The following is a 17399-nucleotide window of genomic DNA, read 5'->3' as shown; positions in this document are numbered from 1 at the left end:
CTATCCGGGGCGCTGGCTGCTTGTCGCAGCACTTCACACGCCCCGTTGCAGACGTGAAAAACCCCGCCTAAGCGGGGTTCGGGTGGTCACACTCTGCAGTTATGCAGTGGCGCGATAGCCGCCGTCGCGAGTACGACGAGCCCACATCATCTTGGCTGCAGTCGGGTTGATCGGCGCGCCGGTGAAGGTCGGCAGGGTACGGTCGATCCACTGAGCGCCCTGCCCCTTCCAGTTGATCTCGCCGCTGATCAGCTTGCTGTCGCGCATGATTTCATGCAGCAGCGCCTGCACGCGGGTTTCGCAGAATACGGTCTGGCGATCGATCGCCTTCACGAACACCACTTCATCGTCCTTGCGCAACGTCATCAGCAACATCCCATCGGGGCGCTTCTTGAAATCGACTACATGGTCCGGGAGATTTTCGATCAGCTGCTGGATGGCGTATTGCATGGCTCGTACCCTCTATGTGGTGTTTCTTTATGAGAGGGATATTGCAGAGTGCATGCCAGCTTCTGATAAAAAATAAGCTATTGATTTATAACGACTATTTTTATTTAAAAAGTAATTGAACTATGCATCCTGCACGGTGACCATGTTTCTGTCGTGCAAGATGCAATATCGGGATCATTGGTCCATACGCTATAGATGAGCCATCTGCGCAAAAGTGCCCAAACGCCCGAAAGCGAGGTTTCACCCATGCCGCTACCGGCTCTGATCATCATCGATATGCAACGCGGCATGCTCGAGGCGGCCGCCGGCCAGCGCAACAATCCCGAAGCGCCGGCGCGCGTGGCAGAACTTCTGCTGGCCTGGCGAGAGGCGCACGCGCCAATCGTGCACGTTCGCCACATATCCAGGTCCCCCGGCTCACCCTTCGCGCCTGGGCAATTTGGCGTCGAGTTTCAGCCTGCGTTGCATCCTTTACCTGGCGAGCACGTGGTCGAGAAGAACGTGCCGGATGCCTTTATCAATTCGGGATTGGAGCGCTGGCTGCGGGTGAGGGATATCAGGTCGCCGGTGATCGTCGGTGTCAGCACCAACAACTCCGTGGAAGCAAGCGCACGCACGGCGGGTAATCTGGGTTTCAGCACCTACGTGGTGGCCGATGGCTGCTTTACCTTTGCCAAGACCGACTATAACGGTGTGCTGCGCAGCGCCGATGACGTGCATGCCATGGCGCTGGCCAACCTGCACGGCGAATACGCGCAGGTGATCAGTTGCCGTGAAGCGCGAGAGCTGCTCATCGAGCCCTGACACCGAAACGCACCGTGCAATACCCCCCGACTGCAGAGCACCCACAAGGACCGATCATGCTCAAGACAACCCGTACGACCCTGCTATTCACTTCCGTGTTTGTCACCACCATCCTGCCTGCTCAGGAGCTGCCGCGCCCGTCACCGGAGCAAGCGACCCAGGCAATTCTGGAGATGATGCAACTTGTTGATGAGCTCGGCGGGCAGGCCAGCGTAAAGCTGGGTACCTGCATCCCCGCAGTCGAGGCCGAACACGAGGGGCAGATCGCCTGCACCGTAGCAGTGGTAATGGGCGCCGGCAGCAGTGAGACACAGGCGGATTTTTACCGCCAGGGACAGAAATGGGTCGCACAACCCAGCGTCTCCCAGGACGAACTGCCGTTCCCGGATCCTGCCCTTTGAAACCTACAGTCATTTCATTGATAGCGGGGTTGGCCATGTCGGCATCTGCAGCGGAACACGTTCAAGAGGGCCAGGTCTGGCACTACCAGACGCGAGCAGGGGAAGAGTCTTCGCAGCTTTATATCGTGCAGATCGATCGGCACGAGAAGCTCGGGCCGATCTACCACATTGCCCTAGACGGCCTGAAACTCAGGAATCCAAATATTGAAGGTGGCCTGCAGACCGACCTGCCTCACCTTCCCATTGGCGAGGCCGCATTGCAGAGCAGCGTGACCCAGCTGATCAGCTCGGGCGCACCCATGCCTGATGTTTCCGAGGGTTACGGGCACTGGAAAGCCGCGTTCGACGCGGGCGAAGGCGGCATTTTCACCATCCCGGTCGGGCAGGCCGTGGGCTACATAGAAGAAATCGTGAATCAGTAGCAGAGCCGCATGGCTTCATTGCAGAAGCCATGCGCCGTCACGTCAGAAGCGCGGCTTGAGCGCTTTCCAGCTCGGGTCGTACTTCTGCATCTGGGTCACGTCGTTACGTGAACGAATGTCGCAGGTCAGGTACTGGTCATTGAGCTTGGCCAGTTGATCGTAATCCAGCTCGACGCCCAGGCCGGGTGTGCGGGTGACCTTCACGCAGCCATCGGCGATCGGCAGCTTGCCGCCCTTGATCACTTCCTCATCCGGCTCCTGCCAGGGGTAATGGGTATCGCAGGCGTAGGACAGGTTCGGAACGGCGGCGGCCACGTGGGTCATGGCCATCAGGCTGATCCCCAGGTGCGAGTTGGAGTGCATGGACACGCCCAGACCGAAGGTGTCGCACATGCGCGCGAGGATCTGCGTATCACGCAGGCCGCCCCAATAGTGGTGATCGGCGAGCACGATCTGCACGCTGTTCAGCGCCACGCTGCGGCGGAACTCGTCGAAATCGGTGACCACCATGTTGGTCGCCAGGGGAATGCCGGTGCGCTTGTGCACCTCGGCCATGCCTTCCAGTCCGGGGCACGGGTCTTCGTAATACTGCAGGTCATCGCCCATCAGCTCGGCCATGCGCAGTGAGGTTTCCACCGACCAGTTGCCGTTGGGGTCGATACGCAGTGGCGTGCCGGGGAACGCCTGACGCAGCGCCTTGATGCAAGCGACCTCGTGTTCCGGGCCGAGCAAGGTACCCGCCTTGAGCTTGATGCTCTTGAAGCCGTTCTCCTCGATCATGGTGCGTGCCTGGGCAACGATCTGCTCGGGGCTGATGCCCTCCCCCCAGCGGTCCGGCTTGTAGGGCGAACCCACATGCTCGGCGTACTTGAGGAACAGGTAGGCGCTGAACGGCACCTCGTCGCGCACCGCGCCACCCAGCAGATCGACCAGAGGCATGCCCAAAGAACGGGCCTGCAAATCGAGAAAGGCCACTTCGAAGGCCGAATAGGCGTTCGCCACCTGCTTGCTCGGGTGCGAGCCAGGGGCCAGTTCGGCGCCAGCAGTGCCTGGCTTCAAAGCGGCGACAGTTTTCACCACACGGGCACGCAAGCCGTTGAGGTCGAACGGATCGAGCCCGACCAGCGACTCCTGCATGGCCTGCAACACGCTGAGCACCGGCGCATCGCCATAGCTTTCACCGAGACCGATGTAGCCGTTGTCGCTTTCCACTTCGATGATCGAACGCAGGGCATAGGGTTCATGGATACCGCTGGCGTTGAGCAGCGGTGCGTCACGGAACGCAATCGGCGTTACGCGTACGTGTTTGATCCTCATGATTGGAACTCCTTGAATCTTGCAGGATTACTGCGCCGGTCGGGCCGACGCAGGCGTTGTCTCAGGCTGGCGACGCCGCCGGTTTGGGGCTCACACCGTTGCCGCTGCCTTTGGCGCTTTTGCTGGTCTTGGTCATGAACACCAGGATGCCGGCGATCAGCGAAACCACGGCCAGACCGATCAGGCCGCCTTCGATGGAGCCGGTGTGCTCTTCGAGGTAACCGAAGGTGGCCGGGGCCACGAAGCCGCCCAGGCTGCCCACCGAGTTGATCAGGGCGATCACCGCTGCAGCGATACGCGCATCCAGGTAGGCCTGGGGAATCGGCCAGAACAGTGAAGACGCCGCCTTGAAGCCAATGGCCGCGAAGCAGATGGCGATGAAGGAGAAGATCGGCCCGCCGGTGGTGGACATGAACAGCCCGAACGCGGCGATCACGAAAGCGGCCGAGGCCCATGCCTGCTGCCATTTGTAGCGCGCAGCCAGGCTGGCGAAGGCGTACATGGCGGCCACCGAGATGATCCACGGCACCGAGTTGAACAGGCCAACCTGCATATCATCCAGCCCGCCCATGGAGCGGATGATGCTCGGCAGCCAGAAGGTGCAGCCGTAAATGGTCAGCGAGATCGAGAAGTACAGGAAGCAGAACAGCATGATCTGCGGGTCGCGCAGCAGCTTGAACACCGAGTGCTTGACCGCGCCGGTCTCCCCTGCTGCCAATTGGCGCTGGCGCTGCTCTTCATCGATGCAGTCGGTCAGCGCCTGGCTTTCCTCACGGGTCAGCCATTTGGCGTCCTTGGGCAGCGAATCCAGCCAGAACCACACGAAACCGCACAGCACGACCGAGAACATGCCCTCGATGAAGAACATCCACTGCCAGCCCTTCATGCCCAGACCATCGATCTGCAAGAGCAGGCCGGACAGCGGGCCGGAGATGATCGACGCGATGGCCGAGCCACTGAGGAAGATGGCCATGGCCTTGCCACGCTCACCGGCGGGCAGCCATTTGGTGAAGTAATACACCACGCCCGGGAAGAAGCCGGCCTCGGCGACGCCGAGCAGGAAGCGCAGGATGTAGAACCAGGTTTCGTTGGGCACGAAAGCCATCGCGGTGGCGACGATGCCCCAGGTGAACATGATGCGGGTCAGCCACACCTTGGCACCGTAGCGCTGCAGGAGCATGTTCGACGGCACTTCGAACAGCGCGTAGCCGATGAAGAACAGGCCGGCACCCAGGCCGTAGGCCGCGGCACCGATACCCAGATCGGTTTCCAGGTGGCTGCGGACGAAGCCGATGTTCACCCGGTCGATGTAGTTGACGATGAACATGACCACGAACAGCGGCAAGACGTGGCGTTTCACTTTCGAGACCGCGCGGGCGACAACCTGCGGGTCGGCTGAACTCTGGACGTTATTCAATTGGGGCGACTCCCGATCATTGTTTTTGTGGGATACGCCGATCATGTACGCGGGCATTGATCCCGTCTAATCTAGATTGGTATTGGATTGATACCCGGATTAAATCAATGTTCGAGCTCGCTCAACTGCGCTGCTTCACCACCGTCGCCACCGAACTCAACTTTCGCCGTGCCGCCGAACGGCTGAACATGACCCAGCCACCGCTGAGCCGGCAGATCCAGTTGCTCGAGCACAGCCTCGGGGTCGAGCTGTTTACCCGCAGCACGCGCAGCGTCGCGCTCACCGCCGCTGGCCGGGCGTTTTTCATCGAAGCCCAGCATCTCCTCGAACGTGCCCATCAGGCTGCCGCCTCGGCACGGCGCTTCGCGGCAGGCGATATCGGTTCGGTGAGCATCAGTTTCGTCGGCAGCGCGGTGTACGAATTCCTGCCCAAGGTGATCGCCGAGGCGCGGCTCAATCAACCCCAGGTGAAGATCTCCCTGAGCGAGATGAATACCCACCAGCAGCACGAAGCCCTACGCACCCGCCGTATCGACCTGGGTATCGTGCGCCAGCCATTGCTGCAACCAGGTTACGAAAACGAGTGCCTGGTGCGTGAGCCGTTCGTGCTGGCCATCCCGAGTCAGCATCCATTGGCCAACACGGCCCGCGTCAGGGTCGAGGACCTCGATGGTGCCCCGTTTCTGATGTATTCCCATGCCGCCTATCCACCCTTCAACGAACTGCTCACCGGCATGTTCCGCTCGGCCGGAGTGGCTCCGGAATACGTGCAGTGGCTGGGGTCGTCGCTGACCATTCTGGCGCTGGTCAACGCCGGCATGGGCCTGGCCCTGGTGCCGCGCTGCGCCACCAACGTGGTGTTCAAGGACGTGACCTTTCGCGAGATCGACCTGGGCGACGGCATTCAGAGCGAGCTGCACCTGACCTGGCGCAGCAACAACGACAACCCGGCCTGCATGATGCTGCTGGAAGCCATTCGGGCGGCGGTGGCTGCCGAGATGAACGGAGGCTGAGCGCTTTCTTGAGCCTGCGGTTGCGCCAAGCGCAGCCCGGGCCACGGACCCGGGCTGCGCTTGGTGGCCAGCTCTGGATGCTTACTTGGCGAACAGCAGACTCATGTCCTTGAACGCCTTGAACTCCAGCGCGTTGCCGCACGGGTCGAAGAGGAACATGGTGGCCTGCTCGCCGACCTGGCCCTTGAAGCGTACGTAGGGTTCGATCACGAACTGGGTTTCGCGGGCACGCAGACGGTCCGCCAGCGCTTCCCACTCCTCCCAGCCGAGGATGATGCCGAAGTGCGGGACCGGTACGTTGTGACCGTCCACGGCGTTGGTGTGCGCGGACTCCTGGGACGCGGTCTTGGGGTGCTCGTGGATCACCAACTGGTGGCCGTAGAAATCGAAGTCCACCCAATGATCCGAAGAGCGGCCTTCTGGCAGCCCGAACACGTCGCCGTAAAAGGTGCGTGCGGCGGGCAGGTCATAAACGGGAATAGCGAGGTGAAAAGGGGAAAGGCTCACGGTTGGTCATCCTCTGGCATGTTTTTCTGGTGACCATGTTGACGCTTGCCGCTGTGCCTGGAAAGCGGATATCTTTTGATTCGAGCTCAAATAATTTCGATCAATGGACCGATATGCTGCGCGAATTGAAAACCTTTTTGACTGTCGTTCGTTGCGGTACTTTCGCTGCAGCGGGCAAGCAGGTGGGCCTTACCCAATCGGCGGTCAGCGCGCAGATCAAGAACCTGGAGGACGCGGTCGGGCTGTCGCTCTTCGATCGCACCGGGCGCACCGCCACACTCAATCAGGCAGGCGCCCGTGCCGTGCCATTGGCGGAAAAGATCCTGGAACAGTTCAGCCTGATGGGCACCCCCGAGCGGATCGAGGATTACCGTGGCGAGCTGCGCATCGGCGCCATCAGCACCGTGCAGTCGTGCCGGATGCCGGCGATTCTGTTGAAGTTGCGCGACAAGGCCCCCGGCATCGAAGCCAAGCTGGTTCCTGGAGTTTCGCTGGATCTGCTCAACCAGGTAGACAGCGGCGAAATCGATCTGGCCATCATCATCCGCCCGCCGTTCCAACTGCCCAAGGAGCTTGAGCTGGAGCTGGTCGAAAGCGAACAGTTCGTGCTGATCGCCCCCTTGGGGACGACGATCAAGGACCCACTGAAGATGCTGACCGAGCATGCTTTCGTCCGCTACGACCGCAGTTCCTTCGGCGGCAGGCTGGTCACCCAGTTCATCCGCAAGCACAGGATCCAGCCCCGTCAGGTGCTGGAGCTGGATGAGCTGGACGCGATCGTGAAAATGGTCGAAAGCGGCCTGGGCATCTCACTCATTCCGCGGGCGGGCCTGTGGGTCGAGAACCCGGCGAAGGTGCAGATCGTTCCCCTCGAAGACAAGGCGTTCCACCGGGATCTGGTGCTGATTTCCCGCTATGGTTCCCGGCAATCCCCAGCCCAGAAACTGTTCCGGGCGTGTGTCTTGGGCCTGACCGACGGCAGCTAGCCCGACCTGCTTCGGCGTCGGCCGCCGCACAACGCAGCGGCATCGAGGCCTTCGACTCACGCCGCAACCTGTCGTCAGGCCGCCATCACACCCACTGATCGTTGCGCTTGCGACGAACCCGGAACATGGTCGGCAGGATCAGGCCAGCCAGCAGGCCGGCACCGGCGATGCTGCCGCCGTAGATCATGTAGCGCATCAGCACTTCCTTCTGCTCGCTGCCCAGCTGAGCCTGGGCTTCACGCAGCTCCGAACGCGCCTGACTCAACTCGATATCCAGCGCGCTGCGGCTGGCCTCGAGCTCGTCGATCAGGGTCTTGCGCGAATCCAGGGTCTCCTGCATGCCTTGCACGCGGGTTTTCCAGGTGTCGTTGATGCCTTCGAGCTCGGTGCTCAACTCGGTCACCTTCTGCTCGAGCGCCGGCAGCCGCTCGGCCTGGCCGGGCACCTCTTGCAGGTCACGGTTGGCGATCCATACGGCATCGCCGTTCTCGCCGCGAACCTGGCTGTAATCGCCCTGGGTGCGCAGCAGTTGCACACGCATGCCGGAACTCAGGGTGCCGACAATGCGGTAGCCATCGGTCGGGCCACTGCGCACGTAGGTGTTCAGACTGTCGCTGACCCAGCGCACGTCATCGCTGGTCTGTTGTGCGTGGGCCGGTGCCGCGATCAGCAGCAGACCGGACAGCAGTGAAGCCCCGAGCACGCGAAGTGGCGGCAGGGAAAAGGATGCGGAAAACGGGCGGGCTAGGGACATAAAAACGATCTTCACTCGGCGGTGGAACACAATGCGACGCAGCGCGCTAACGTCGGCCAGATGAATTGTTGTGGGGCTCGGCAGGGTCGCGTAACTGGCGCAACGCCATGCCTCTCGCCCGGTTTGGCCGACTGCTGAAAGACCGCGGTGAATCGGGCAGGTTCCTCAACACCCGGTAGATCGGCCAACGCAGTAGGCTCGGCATGCGCTGCCGGTTGCCGGGGCTGGCAAAAGGCAATCACGGCATGACCAGGGCGCGCTGGCACTGTTAGGATGCCCCCTCAATCGACGTGGAAGTGTTATGGCGGTCAAGGGAGCAGGAAACAGTGGCAGGTCGACGCAAGGGGTAACCCTGATCGATGTGGCCAAGGCAGCGGGTGTGGCGCCGATGACCGTGTCACGGGCACTCAACAACCCCGATCACGTCAAGAAGGCGACCTTGCTCAAGGTGCGCAAAGCCATCGAGGACACCGGTTACGTGCGCAATCTGGTGGCCGGCGCCCTGGCCAGCAATCGCAGCCATCTGGTCGCAGTGATCGTCCCCATCCTCACCAACCCGATCTTCTCCGACACCTTCCAGGCCATCGCCGACCGCCTGAGCCAATCCGGCTATCAGGTGCTGCTGGGTATGTCCGGCTACCAACCCGATCAGGAGCAGGAACTGCTCGAAGTGATCCTCAGTCGCCGGCCGGACGGCATCATCCTCACCGGTACCCTGCACACCGAAGCCAGCCGCCGCCGACTGCGCGCCGTGGGGGTTCCCGTGGTGGAAACCTGGGACCTGACCAGCGACCCCATCGACATGCTGGTGGGCTTCTGCCATGAAGATATCGGCCGCGATGTAGCCCGCCATCTGCTGGGCAAGGGCTACGCCGACTTTGCCACCCTGGGGGTCAACGATCCACGTGGCCAACGACGGCTCAATGCCTTCGTCGAAGAGCTGCAGGCCAATGGCATACACGAGGTGACGGGCGAACGCATCGAGGGCGTACCGACGCTGGAGCATGGCCGCAGCGGTCTGCGCAAACTGCTCGCCAACCCGGCACGGCCGCTGGTGGTGGTCTGCAGCTCGGACACCCTCGCCCACGGCGTGCTGACCGAAGCGCTGGCACAGGGCATCCGTGTGCCCGATGAAGTGGCGGTGATGGGGTTTGGCGACATGAACTTCGCTGCCCATACCCACCCCGCGCTGTCGACCGTGAAGATCGATGGCAAGGTCATGGGCGATGCCGCCGCCAGCGCCCTGCTCGATCGCTTGCTGGGTAACGGTGATGAGATCGTGCAGCGCGATATCGGCTATCGACTGATAGACCGGCAAAGCACTCGCTAACTCGACGCATCCCTGCAAACCCTCGTTGCAGAGGGCTTGCCGCCCGTTGAAGCCTGGCTAACGGAGAAAATCCACTTGTCAGCCTCGTCCGTCATGCACTACGGTGATTCGCAAAATGGTTGCGCTACCATAAAATCGATCAGGCGCATCCACGAACGAGAACCGTCATTCGCGAGCGTCCAGATGGACGCTCGCACAGGCATGACCGCGATACAGGAGAAGCACGCATGAAGATCGTCATGGTCGGCGAAGCCGCCATCCACCGCGATGAAATCGCCGCCGAACTGGGCTTCGAGGCCGACTACCTGGCCTTGCCGCGGGAAGCTCACGAATCGCCGGAGTGGGACGAGCAGATCGACGGTGCCGATGTGCTCGTCGCCATGCGCTTCAAACGCCCGAACAAGGCCGAAGTACCGCGCTTTCGCCTGCTCCATGTCCCAGGTGCGGGCCTGGATGGCATCGATTTTTCGCTGATGCCCGAAGGCAGTGTGGCCTGCAACGTGTTCGAGCATGAAATCCCCATGGCCGAATATGCCCTGGCGAGCATGCTCGAACATGAAGTGGGCCTGGCCGCCGCCCGTGCCAGCTTCGACAGCGAGCGTTTCGCATCCGCCTACCTGGGCCGCAAGCCACGCGGCGAGCTGTATGGCAAAACCGTCCTGATCGTTGGTTTCGGGCGCATCGGCCAGGCCGTGGCGGTACGTGCCCAGGCCTTCGGGCTGAAGGTCATCGCCCTCTCCTCCCGCGCCCTCAACGGCCAGTTGAAGGGCCCGTGCCATGAGGCGTACACACCATCGCAGATCAACGAAATCCTGCCCCGCGCCGACTACGTGGTGTTGTCGTGCCCGCTCGATGATGAAACCCGGGGCTCGTTCGGCGCAGATCAGTTCCAGGCCATGAAAGACCACGCCGTGCTGATCAATATCGCTCGCGCTGCGGTGGTCGACGAAGACGCGCTCTATCAGGCCCTGCTCGACAGGCAGATCGCCAAGGCGTTTCTCGATGTCTGGTACGCCTATCCGGCAGGCAGCAGCGACAGCGTGGCGCCGGCCCGACACCGCTTCGAGGAGCTGCCCAACGCCTTCTGCACGCCGCACATCTCCGGCTGGACCCATGGCCTGTTCGAACGCCGCTACGCCTTCATCGCCGCCAATATCAGGCGTCTGAAAAGTGGCGAGAAGCTGCATAACGTCGTCTACGGCGAGGCTTGAGGACAGTTCATGAAAATTACCAGAATCGACACCACCCGCCTGAAGAGCCTGCCCAACCTGATCTGGGTCGAGGTGCATACCGACGAAGGCCAGGTCGGTCTCGGCGAGACCTTTCGCGGCTCGGAGGCCGTGGAGGCCTACATCCACTCGATCTCCGCCGGCATGCTGCTGGGCAAGGACCCGTTGCAGATCGAACGGCACAGCAAGACCCTGCTGCGCGGCTACCTCGGTTTCAATGGTTCCGGCGTGGAAACCCGCGCGGCCTCGGCGCTGGATATCGCCCTCTGGGATATCTTCGGCCAGGCGGTGAACCAGCCCATCTACCAGCTGCTCGGCGGTCTCGCCCACGACAGCATGCGGGCCTACAACACCTGCGCCGGTGGCAATTTCAACACCGGCGGCGAACAGCGCCGCACCATCGCCAAGGGCGAGACCAGGGTCAGTGAACGCTACGACGACCAGGTCGCCTTCATCGAATGCCCCGACGAGCTGGCCCAGAGCCTGATCGAAGACGGCTTCAGCGCCATGAAGATCTGGCCCTTCGATGCCTTCGCCATGGCCAGCGGCGGCCAGTACATCAGCTCGGCGGATATCAGGAAGGGCCTCGAACCTTTCGAAAAAATCCGCAAGGCAGTCGGTGACCGCATCGAGCTGATGTGCGAATTCCACTCGTTGTGGAACACCACCACGGCGCTAGCCATCGCCCGTGAACTGAAGGACTACAACATCTTCTGGTCCGAAGACCCTATCAAGATGGACTCCGTGCAGGGCCTCGCCGATTACCGTCGCCTCAGTGGCCTGCCGGTGTGCGGCAGCGAAACCCTGGCGACGCGCAGTTCGTTCCGCGACCTGCTGGCCGCCGATGCGCTGGACTACGTGATGCTGGATCTGTCCTGGTGCGGCGGCATCAGCGAAGCCAAGAAAGTCGCCGCCCTGGCCGAGGCCTACCAGAAACCCATCGCCCCCCACGACTGCACCGGGCCCGTGGTGCTGATGGCCTCGCTGCACCTGGGGCTGTCCAGCCCCAACGCGATCTTCCAGGAAGTGGTGCGCGCCTACCTGGCCGGTTTCTATCAGGACCTGGTGACCACCCTGCCCGTCGTGCAGAACGGCTTCATCCTGCCGCCGACCGGCGCCGGCCTGGGCACCGCACTGAACCCGCGCCTGCATGATCGGGCGGACTGCTTGGTACGTACCTCGCAGCTCTGAGCATCCCGTTACTTGCCGGACAGCACCCGCTGCTCCGGCTCAACCTGGCGCCCATTGCACAGCGCCACCAGCAGCGCCAGGGCCGGGAACGCGCCACCGATCAGCGCGGCGCCCTGCCAGCCGAAGCTTTCGTAGATGGGGCTGGCGATCGCCGAACCCGTGGCGCCACCAATGAAGATGCTGGTCATGTACAGCGCATTGAGCCGCGCCCGGCTGTTCTGCTCCAGGGCATACACCTCGCGCTGGCCCAGCACCATGTTCAGTTGCACGGCGAAATCCAGCAGCACGGCACACAGCACCAGGCCGATCACTCCGGCCAGCGGGCTGGCCAGAGTCAGCGCGAAAGACAGCGGCGCGAGCGTCAAGGCCACCAGGGTTGCACGACGGGTATGGCCGGCATCGGCCAGGCGACCCGCGAGCGGCGCGGCGATCGCCCCGATGGCGCCGACCAGCGCGAACAGCGCCACCTGGCTCTGGCTGAAGCCGTAATGGCGCACCAGTTCGAGGGGAGCCAGCGTCCAGAACAGGCTGAACGAAGCGAACATCAGGCCCTGATACAACGCCCGCTGACGCAGCGTCGAATAGCGCCGCAACAGGCCGAACAGCGACAGCAGCAGTTGACCGTAATGGCCATGGTTGTCCGGCGCATGACGGGGAATGGTGGTGGCGATCACCACCACGATGCCCAGCATCATCGCTGCCGCGCAAAAGTACACAGCACGCCAGCCGAAGTATTCGGCGATCAGGCTGGCGACCGGGCGCGCCAGCAGAATACCCAGCAGCAGCCCGGCCATGATGTTGCCCACCACGCGACCACGGGTGGCCTCAGGCGCCAGATGGGCAGCCAGGGGAATCAGCATCTGCACCGACACCGAACTCAGGCCGACCAGCAGCGACAGGCCGAGAAACAGGCCCGGCGATGACGACAAGCCAGCGGCCAGCAGGCAGACCATCGCGGCCAGGGTGGTCAGCAGCATCAGCCGGCGGTTCTCCAGCAGGTCGGCCAGCGGCACCAGAAACAGCAGGCCTACCGCGTAACCGACCTGGGTCAGGGAAACGATCAGGCTGGCCTTGTGCATCGACAGGCCCACCGAGGGAGCGATCAGTTCGATGATCGGCTGGGCGTAATAGAGATTGGCGACGATGGCGCCGCAACAGAAGGCGAACAGCAGCACCAGCGCGGGCGGCAGGCTGTGGTGTTCGCGTGAAGTGGATGCGTTCATGGTTACCTCGGGGGTGAATCGGCGTGCACCGCGCGAATCGTCGGCCTATGGAACAGATGGGATGCCCGGCAATGCCATGGCCTCGGGCCGATGACATCGGATCACGCACCGGCAAGGCGACGCTCGCCCATCGAACAAGCTCGCGACGGGCGGTGACTCTAGCTCAACGCGGGCAATACACATTGCATATGCGTCGTCTGCCAGAGCGGATCTGCTTCCACATCCACCACAGCGAAGCCCTGCCGCTCCCAGAAGCGGATAGCCCCCGGCAGGAAGGGATGGGTATGCAGATAAAGTACCTGCACGCCGGCGGCAGCGGCGTGCTCGCGCAGCCGCTCGTACAGCGCCTTGGCCAGACCGCAACGGCGCAAGTGCGGAGCCACGAACAGACGCACGATTTCCACGGTCCGGCGCCCGACATAATCGAGCTGCGCGAAACGATGGTCATAGGGCAGATAGCCAATGGCTGCGACCACTTCGCCCGCACTGCGCGCCAGCCAGAAACGACCGTCCTGCCCATTCAGGTAGACCCGCTCGAAGTGCTGCAGATCTGCCGGCAGCACCCTTGCATCGAGCATGGGAAAGATTTCCGCGCGGGCGGCCATGACGAAATCGATTACCGCGCCAATGTCGTGCGGACCGACTTCGGCGATCTCCAACGGTGATACCTGCATGGGGTTCCTTCAACGGCTCAGGCAACATCTTCCAGCTTCGCAGCCGGCAAAGCCGCCCCGAATGGGCGGGCAACATAGCCCGCTCGGCGTGACCACGCAACGGTCACCCGCCGCGGGTCACCTCAGCGCGCCTGAACCAGGCGGCGGCTGATGAAGCTGAACACCAGCACCAGCAGAATCAGCGCACCGGTCGCGACCTGCTGCCAGTAGAAATTCCAGCCAATCAGCAACAGGCCATTGGCCGTGACGTTGAGGAACAGAACCCCCAGCAGCGTGCCAGCGATATTCGCCCGCCCCCGGCGGTTCAGCGTGGTTCCGATGAACACCGCGCCAATGGCATTCATCAGAAAGGCATTGCCGGACATCGGTACGTAGGCGTTCACCGACATCGTCAGCACGATGCCAGCCACCGCACTGGCGAATGCACTGGCGATGAACACCAGCGCAGCGACGCGCGACAGGCACAGCCCCGAGTAGCGAGCGACCAGAGGCTGAGTACCCAACGCCAGAACCTCACGACCAAAGCGCCCGCGCGCCAGCAGCACGCCATACACCAGGGCCAGCAACGCCACCAGGAGCAGCGGCAAGGGAATCCCCAGCAAGGGATCGACGAGAGCACCAGGTCGCACGGCGGCCGCCAGGTAAATCGGTTGTCCGCCCTCCGACAGCAGTTGCTGCACGCTGGTGCCGATGAACAACGTGCCCAGCGTGGCCAGAAACGGGGAAATGCCCAGCCCCGCGATCAGTCCGGCATTGAACAGGCCGGTAAGGCTGCCGGCCAGCAGTGCCCCCAGCACCGCGACGCTGAATCCGTGACCGGCATTGAGCAGAACCACGAAGGCCAGTGCCGAAAAATCCAGCGCCGTGCCCACCGACAGATCGATGCCCCCGGCCGCGATGGCATAGGTCATGCCCACCGCGACGATGGCCAGCAACACGAAGTTGTTCAGCAGCAGGCTGGTCAGATTGCCCGAACTGAGGAAGCCCGGCGCCTTCACGGCAAAGAACGTCAGCACCGCCAGGAAGGCTATCGGCAACAACAGGCGCACCAGCAATGCGACCAACGACGGAGCGCCACGCCCCAGGCGCTCGCCCCTGACAATCGAATCGCTCATCTCAGGCCTCCCGACCGCGCAGCAGGCTGGATGCCGCGACCACCGCCAGGATCAGCACGCCCTGCACGCCATTGACCCAGAAACTGGAAATATTCAATAGCTGGAAGCCGTTGATCAGGCAGCCCACCAACAGCGTGGCCAACAGGGTTCCGGAGATGCTCGGCTGCAGCCGGCGCGAGAAGATCACGCCCAGAAACGCAATGGCGACCACCGGTAGCAGCATGTCTGCGGAGCCGGTGGTACTGCCACTGAACCAGGCCGAGGAACAGAACGCCGCCAGGCTGCCGCACAGGCCGCTGATCAGATAGCTGCCGAGCACATAGCGGGGGACCGCGATCCCTGCAGCGGTGGCTGCCTCCGGGTACTCCCCCACCGCATAAAGCCGCAGACCGAAGGGCGTGTACTGCACCAGCACCAGCAGGATCGCCGCCACCACCGTCAACACCCAGGCCAGCGCCGGAACGCCCAGCGGCTCGGCAAAGCTCAACCAGTCGAGCAGCGCGGATTCGGTCGGCAACACGGTGTTCTCTGTAAGCACCAGCTCCAGCCCGGCGATCAGGTTCATGCTCGCCAGCGTCGCCAGCAAGGCAGGCAAGCGCAGCCCTACCACCAGGGCACCGTTGAGCAGGCCGATGGCCAGCCCGCAGGCCAGCGTCAACGCAACGGCGCTCGCAGCACCATAGCCCGCATTGTTGAGGGTCGCGTAGACCGCTGCGCAGAGGCCGAGGTTGGCCGCCAGGGATAGGTCCAGCCCACCGGATACGACATTGGAACCACCGCCGATGACCACCACCGTGAGGCCGAAGGCAAGAATGCCGAGAATCGCCGACTGGGTGAGGACGTTGAGCAGGTTGCCCAGCGACAGAAAGTTCGGCGCGCTGATGGCAAGCCCCAGCAGAATGGCGGCGAACGCCAACGATGCGCCGCTGCGCAACAGGCTGACAGCGAAGCGTCGCGGCAGCGCGGGTGTCGAGACGTCAGATAGCGATGGCATGGGGCGACAATTCCTGTACGGGCTCGGTGATGCGCTCGGCGCCGGTGGCCACGGCGAGCAGGCGGTCGCTGTCGGCTTCACCGGCAGCGAAGGTCGCGGCGAGCGCGCCGCGGTGCATGACGTGAATGCGGTCGCACAGCCCCAGCAGCTCGGGAAGATCGGACGACAGGATCAATACCCCGGCGCCCTCGCTCACCAGTTCGCCGATAAGCCGGTAGATCTCCACCTTGGCACCGATGTCGATGCCCACGCTGGGCTCGTCGAGCAGATAGAGGCTGGACTGGCGTGCGAACCACTTGGCCAGCGCCACCTTCTGCTGATTGCCACCACTTAGCTGGCGCAGCGCGCTCTGCGTGCCAGCGGCCTTGATCCGCAGGCGGCCGATCAGCGCCTCGCTGGTCCGACGCTCGACACGCCGACGCAGCAGCCCGAACCAACTGAAGCGGCCCAGGCTGGCCAGGGTGATGTTCTCCTGCACGCTCAGGTCCAGCGCGATGCCTTGCCTGCGACGCTCCTCGGGCAGCAGGGCGATACCGTTGCGCACGGCCTGGGAAGTACCGTGCAGACGCTGCACACGGCCATCGATGCGTACCTCGCCGCGCTCAGGGGGCAGCAGACCGAACAGGCCCCTGAGCAGCTCCTTGGCCCCGGAGCCGACCAGGCCGGTAAGGCCGACGATCTCGCCGCGGCGTACCTGCAGGTCGATGTCCTTGTAAGCTGCGCCACGACCAAGCCCGCGTACTTCCAGCAATGCCTTGCCCGGCGTGGTGCACGCTTTGGGATAGAGCTCGCCGACCTCGCGATTGACCATCAGCCGGGCGATGCTGTCGGGCGTGGCGCTGCGTGGATCGACCTCGGCCACGTCACGGCCATTGCGCAACACCGTGACCCGGTCGCACAGCGCCTCGATTTCCTGCAGATAGTGAGAGATGTAGATGATCGTAAGCCCCTCGCGGCGCAGCCGTTCGACGATGCGCAGCAACCGTTCCACCTCGCGCTGCACCAGGGCGACGCTCGGTTCGTCGAACACCAGCACACGCGGTTTGCTGATCAGCGCCCGGGTAATCTGCACCAGTTGCTGCTCGGCATTGCCCAGCTCGCCGATCAGTGCGCTACCGGGGAGACGCAGGTCGAAATAATGGCGCAGCAGACGCTCGGCTTCATGCTGCTGCGCGCGGCGGTCGAGCAGTGGCCCGCGGCGCAGCTCCTGGCCGAAGAACAGCGCCTCGCCGACGCTGAAGCTAGCGGGTAGCAGGCGTTCCTGATGGATGAACTGCACACCCAGGCGCTCGACCTGACGAGGGCTGAAATGGCTGTAAACCTGGCCATTGACGAGCAGGCTGCCCGCATCGGGTCGATGGATGCCAGCCAGGACCTTGATCAGGGTCGACTTGCCAGCGCCATTCTCCCCGACCAGCCCGTGCACGGTGCCACTGGCCACGCGCAGACTGGCACCATCGAGGGCGCGGGTTGCGCCGAACTGCTTGACGATGCCCCGCAGCTCCAGAGCGATGTCACCTTCAGGCTGCGGACGGGGTTCGAGCGCGCTCATCAAAGCCCTCCCACACGGCA

General features: G+C 63.1%; 18 protein-coding genes. 8 read left to right on the top strand and 10 right to left on the bottom strand.

Annotated elements, in window-relative coordinates; translation table 11 throughout:
• Positions 1–99: 99 nt before the first annotated feature.
• Positions 100–450: a hypothetical protein gene (locus tag FHR27_RS03620; RefSeq protein WP_052493755.1), complete on the bottom strand. Its 351-nt coding sequence runs from the start codon at positions 448–450 to the stop codon at positions 100–102.
• 246 nt (positions 451–696) lie between these two features.
• Between FHR27_RS03620 and FHR27_RS03615 the strand changes: the two genes are divergently transcribed.
• Genes FHR27_RS03615 through FHR27_RS03605 form a run of 3 tightly spaced genes read left to right on the top strand, consistent with a single transcriptional unit; the run spans position 697 to position 2077 of the window.
• Positions 697–1254 (top strand): cysteine hydrolase family protein, encoded by a 558-nt coding sequence (locus FHR27_RS03615; protein WP_179537808.1) that lies wholly within the window; start codon positions 697–699, stop codon positions 1252–1254.
• Between the two features lie 56 nt (positions 1255–1310).
• Positions 1311–1655, top strand: coding sequence for a hypothetical protein (locus FHR27_RS03610; protein ID WP_179537807.1), 345 nt, complete (start codon positions 1311–1313; stop codon positions 1653–1655).
• A gap of 35 nt (positions 1656–1690) precedes the next feature.
• Positions 1691–2077 (top strand): hypothetical protein, encoded by a 387-nt coding sequence (locus FHR27_RS03605; protein ID WP_179537806.1) that lies wholly within the window; start codon positions 1691–1693, stop codon positions 2075–2077.
• A 42-nt stretch (positions 2078–2119) separates the two neighbouring features.
• Here FHR27_RS03605 and FHR27_RS03600 read toward each other — a convergent pair whose 3' ends face one another.
• Both FHR27_RS03600 and FHR27_RS03595 read right to left on the bottom strand, forming a co-directional pair.
• Positions 2120–3394: a glucarate dehydratase family protein gene (locus FHR27_RS03600; RefSeq protein ID WP_179537805.1), complete on the bottom strand. Its 1275-nt coding sequence runs from the start codon at positions 3392–3394 to the stop codon at positions 2120–2122.
• A 61-nt stretch (positions 3395–3455) separates the two neighbouring features.
• A complete protein-coding gene (locus FHR27_RS03595; RefSeq protein WP_042552808.1) occupies positions 3456–4811 on the bottom strand; it encodes an MFS transporter in 1356 nt (451 codons plus the stop codon).
• Positions 4812–4918: 107 nt separating this feature from the next.
• Here FHR27_RS03595 and FHR27_RS03590 point away from each other — a divergent pair, with 107 nt between their 5' ends.
• Complete coding sequence (locus FHR27_RS03590; protein ID WP_042552807.1) at positions 4919–5824, top strand: LysR substrate-binding domain-containing protein; 906 nt, start codon at positions 4919–4921, stop codon at positions 5822–5824.
• Between the two features lie 81 nt (positions 5825–5905).
• Here FHR27_RS03590 and FHR27_RS03585 read toward each other — a convergent pair whose 3' ends face one another.
• The gene (locus tag FHR27_RS03585) at positions 5906–6331 is read right to left on the bottom strand and encodes a VOC family protein (RefSeq protein WP_042552806.1); all 426 of its coding nucleotides are present in this window, start codon (positions 6329–6331) and stop codon (positions 5906–5908) included.
• A 113-nt stretch (positions 6332–6444) separates the two neighbouring features.
• Between FHR27_RS03585 and FHR27_RS03580 the strand changes: the two genes are divergently transcribed.
• Positions 6445–7317: a LysR family transcriptional regulator gene (locus FHR27_RS03580; protein WP_179540020.1), complete on the top strand. Its 873-nt coding sequence runs from the start codon at positions 6445–6447 to the stop codon at positions 7315–7317.
• A gap of 85 nt (positions 7318–7402) precedes the next feature.
• On the opposite strand, the gene FHR27_RS03575 is transcribed toward FHR27_RS03580, so the two are convergent.
• Entirely contained in the window at positions 7403–8071 is a 669-nt protein-coding gene (locus tag FHR27_RS03575; RefSeq protein ID WP_179537804.1) for a TIGR04211 family SH3 domain-containing protein, read from the bottom strand.
• Positions 8072–8372: 301 nt separating this feature from the next.
• Here FHR27_RS03575 and FHR27_RS03570 point away from each other — a divergent pair, with 301 nt between their 5' ends.
• The 3 genes from FHR27_RS03570 to FHR27_RS03560 all read left to right on the top strand — a co-directional run bounded on the left by FHR27_RS03570 (position 8373) and on the right by FHR27_RS03560 (position 11821).
• Positions 8373–9401, top strand: a complete 1029-nt coding sequence (locus FHR27_RS03570; protein WP_179537803.1) for a LacI family DNA-binding transcriptional regulator — start codon at positions 8373–8375, stop codon at positions 9399–9401.
• 227 nt (positions 9402–9628) lie between these two features.
• Positions 9629–10612 carry a 2-hydroxyacid dehydrogenase gene (locus tag FHR27_RS03565; protein WP_179537802.1) on the top strand — a complete coding sequence of 328 codons (984 nt, stop codon included), beginning with the start codon at positions 9629–9631 and terminating at the stop codon, positions 10610–10612.
• Positions 10613–10621: 9 nt separating this feature from the next.
• Entirely contained in the window at positions 10622–11821 is a 1200-nt protein-coding gene (locus FHR27_RS03560) for a mandelate racemase/muconate lactonizing enzyme family protein (RefSeq protein ID WP_179537801.1), read from the top strand.
• Between the two features lie 8 nt (positions 11822–11829).
• Here FHR27_RS03560 and FHR27_RS03555 read toward each other — a convergent pair whose 3' ends face one another.
• The 5 genes from FHR27_RS03555 to FHR27_RS03535 all read right to left on the bottom strand — a co-directional run bounded on the left by FHR27_RS03555 (position 11830) and on the right by FHR27_RS03535 (position 17379).
• Positions 11830–13044: an MFS transporter gene (locus FHR27_RS03555; protein ID WP_179537800.1), complete on the bottom strand. Its 1215-nt coding sequence runs from the start codon at positions 13042–13044 to the stop codon at positions 11830–11832.
• 158 nt (positions 13045–13202) lie between these two features.
• A complete protein-coding gene (locus FHR27_RS03550) occupies positions 13203–13718 on the bottom strand; it encodes a GNAT family N-acetyltransferase (RefSeq protein WP_042552799.1) in 516 nt (171 codons plus the stop codon).
• A gap of 122 nt (positions 13719–13840) precedes the next feature.
• Positions 13841–14833: an ABC transporter permease gene (locus tag FHR27_RS03545; protein WP_042552798.1), complete on the bottom strand. Its 993-nt coding sequence runs from the start codon at positions 14831–14833 to the stop codon at positions 13841–13843.
• Position 14834: 1 nt separating this feature from the next.
• Positions 14835–15827, bottom strand: a complete 993-nt coding sequence (locus FHR27_RS03540) for an ABC transporter permease (RefSeq protein WP_179537799.1) — start codon at positions 15825–15827, stop codon at positions 14835–14837.
• Positions 15811–17379 (bottom strand): sugar ABC transporter ATP-binding protein, encoded by a 1569-nt coding sequence (locus FHR27_RS03535; RefSeq protein WP_179537798.1) that lies wholly within the window; start codon positions 17377–17379, stop codon positions 15811–15813. The genes FHR27_RS03540 and FHR27_RS03535 overlap by 17 nt, the downstream gene beginning before the upstream one ends.
• Positions 17380–17399: the final 20 nt, after the last annotated feature.

The organism is Pseudomonas flavescens, assembly GCF_013408425.1.
Lineage (GTDB): Bacteria > Pseudomonadota > Gammaproteobacteria > Pseudomonadales > Pseudomonadaceae > Aquipseudomonas > Aquipseudomonas fulva_A.
This window is presented reverse-complemented; position numbering and strand designations above follow the sequence as displayed.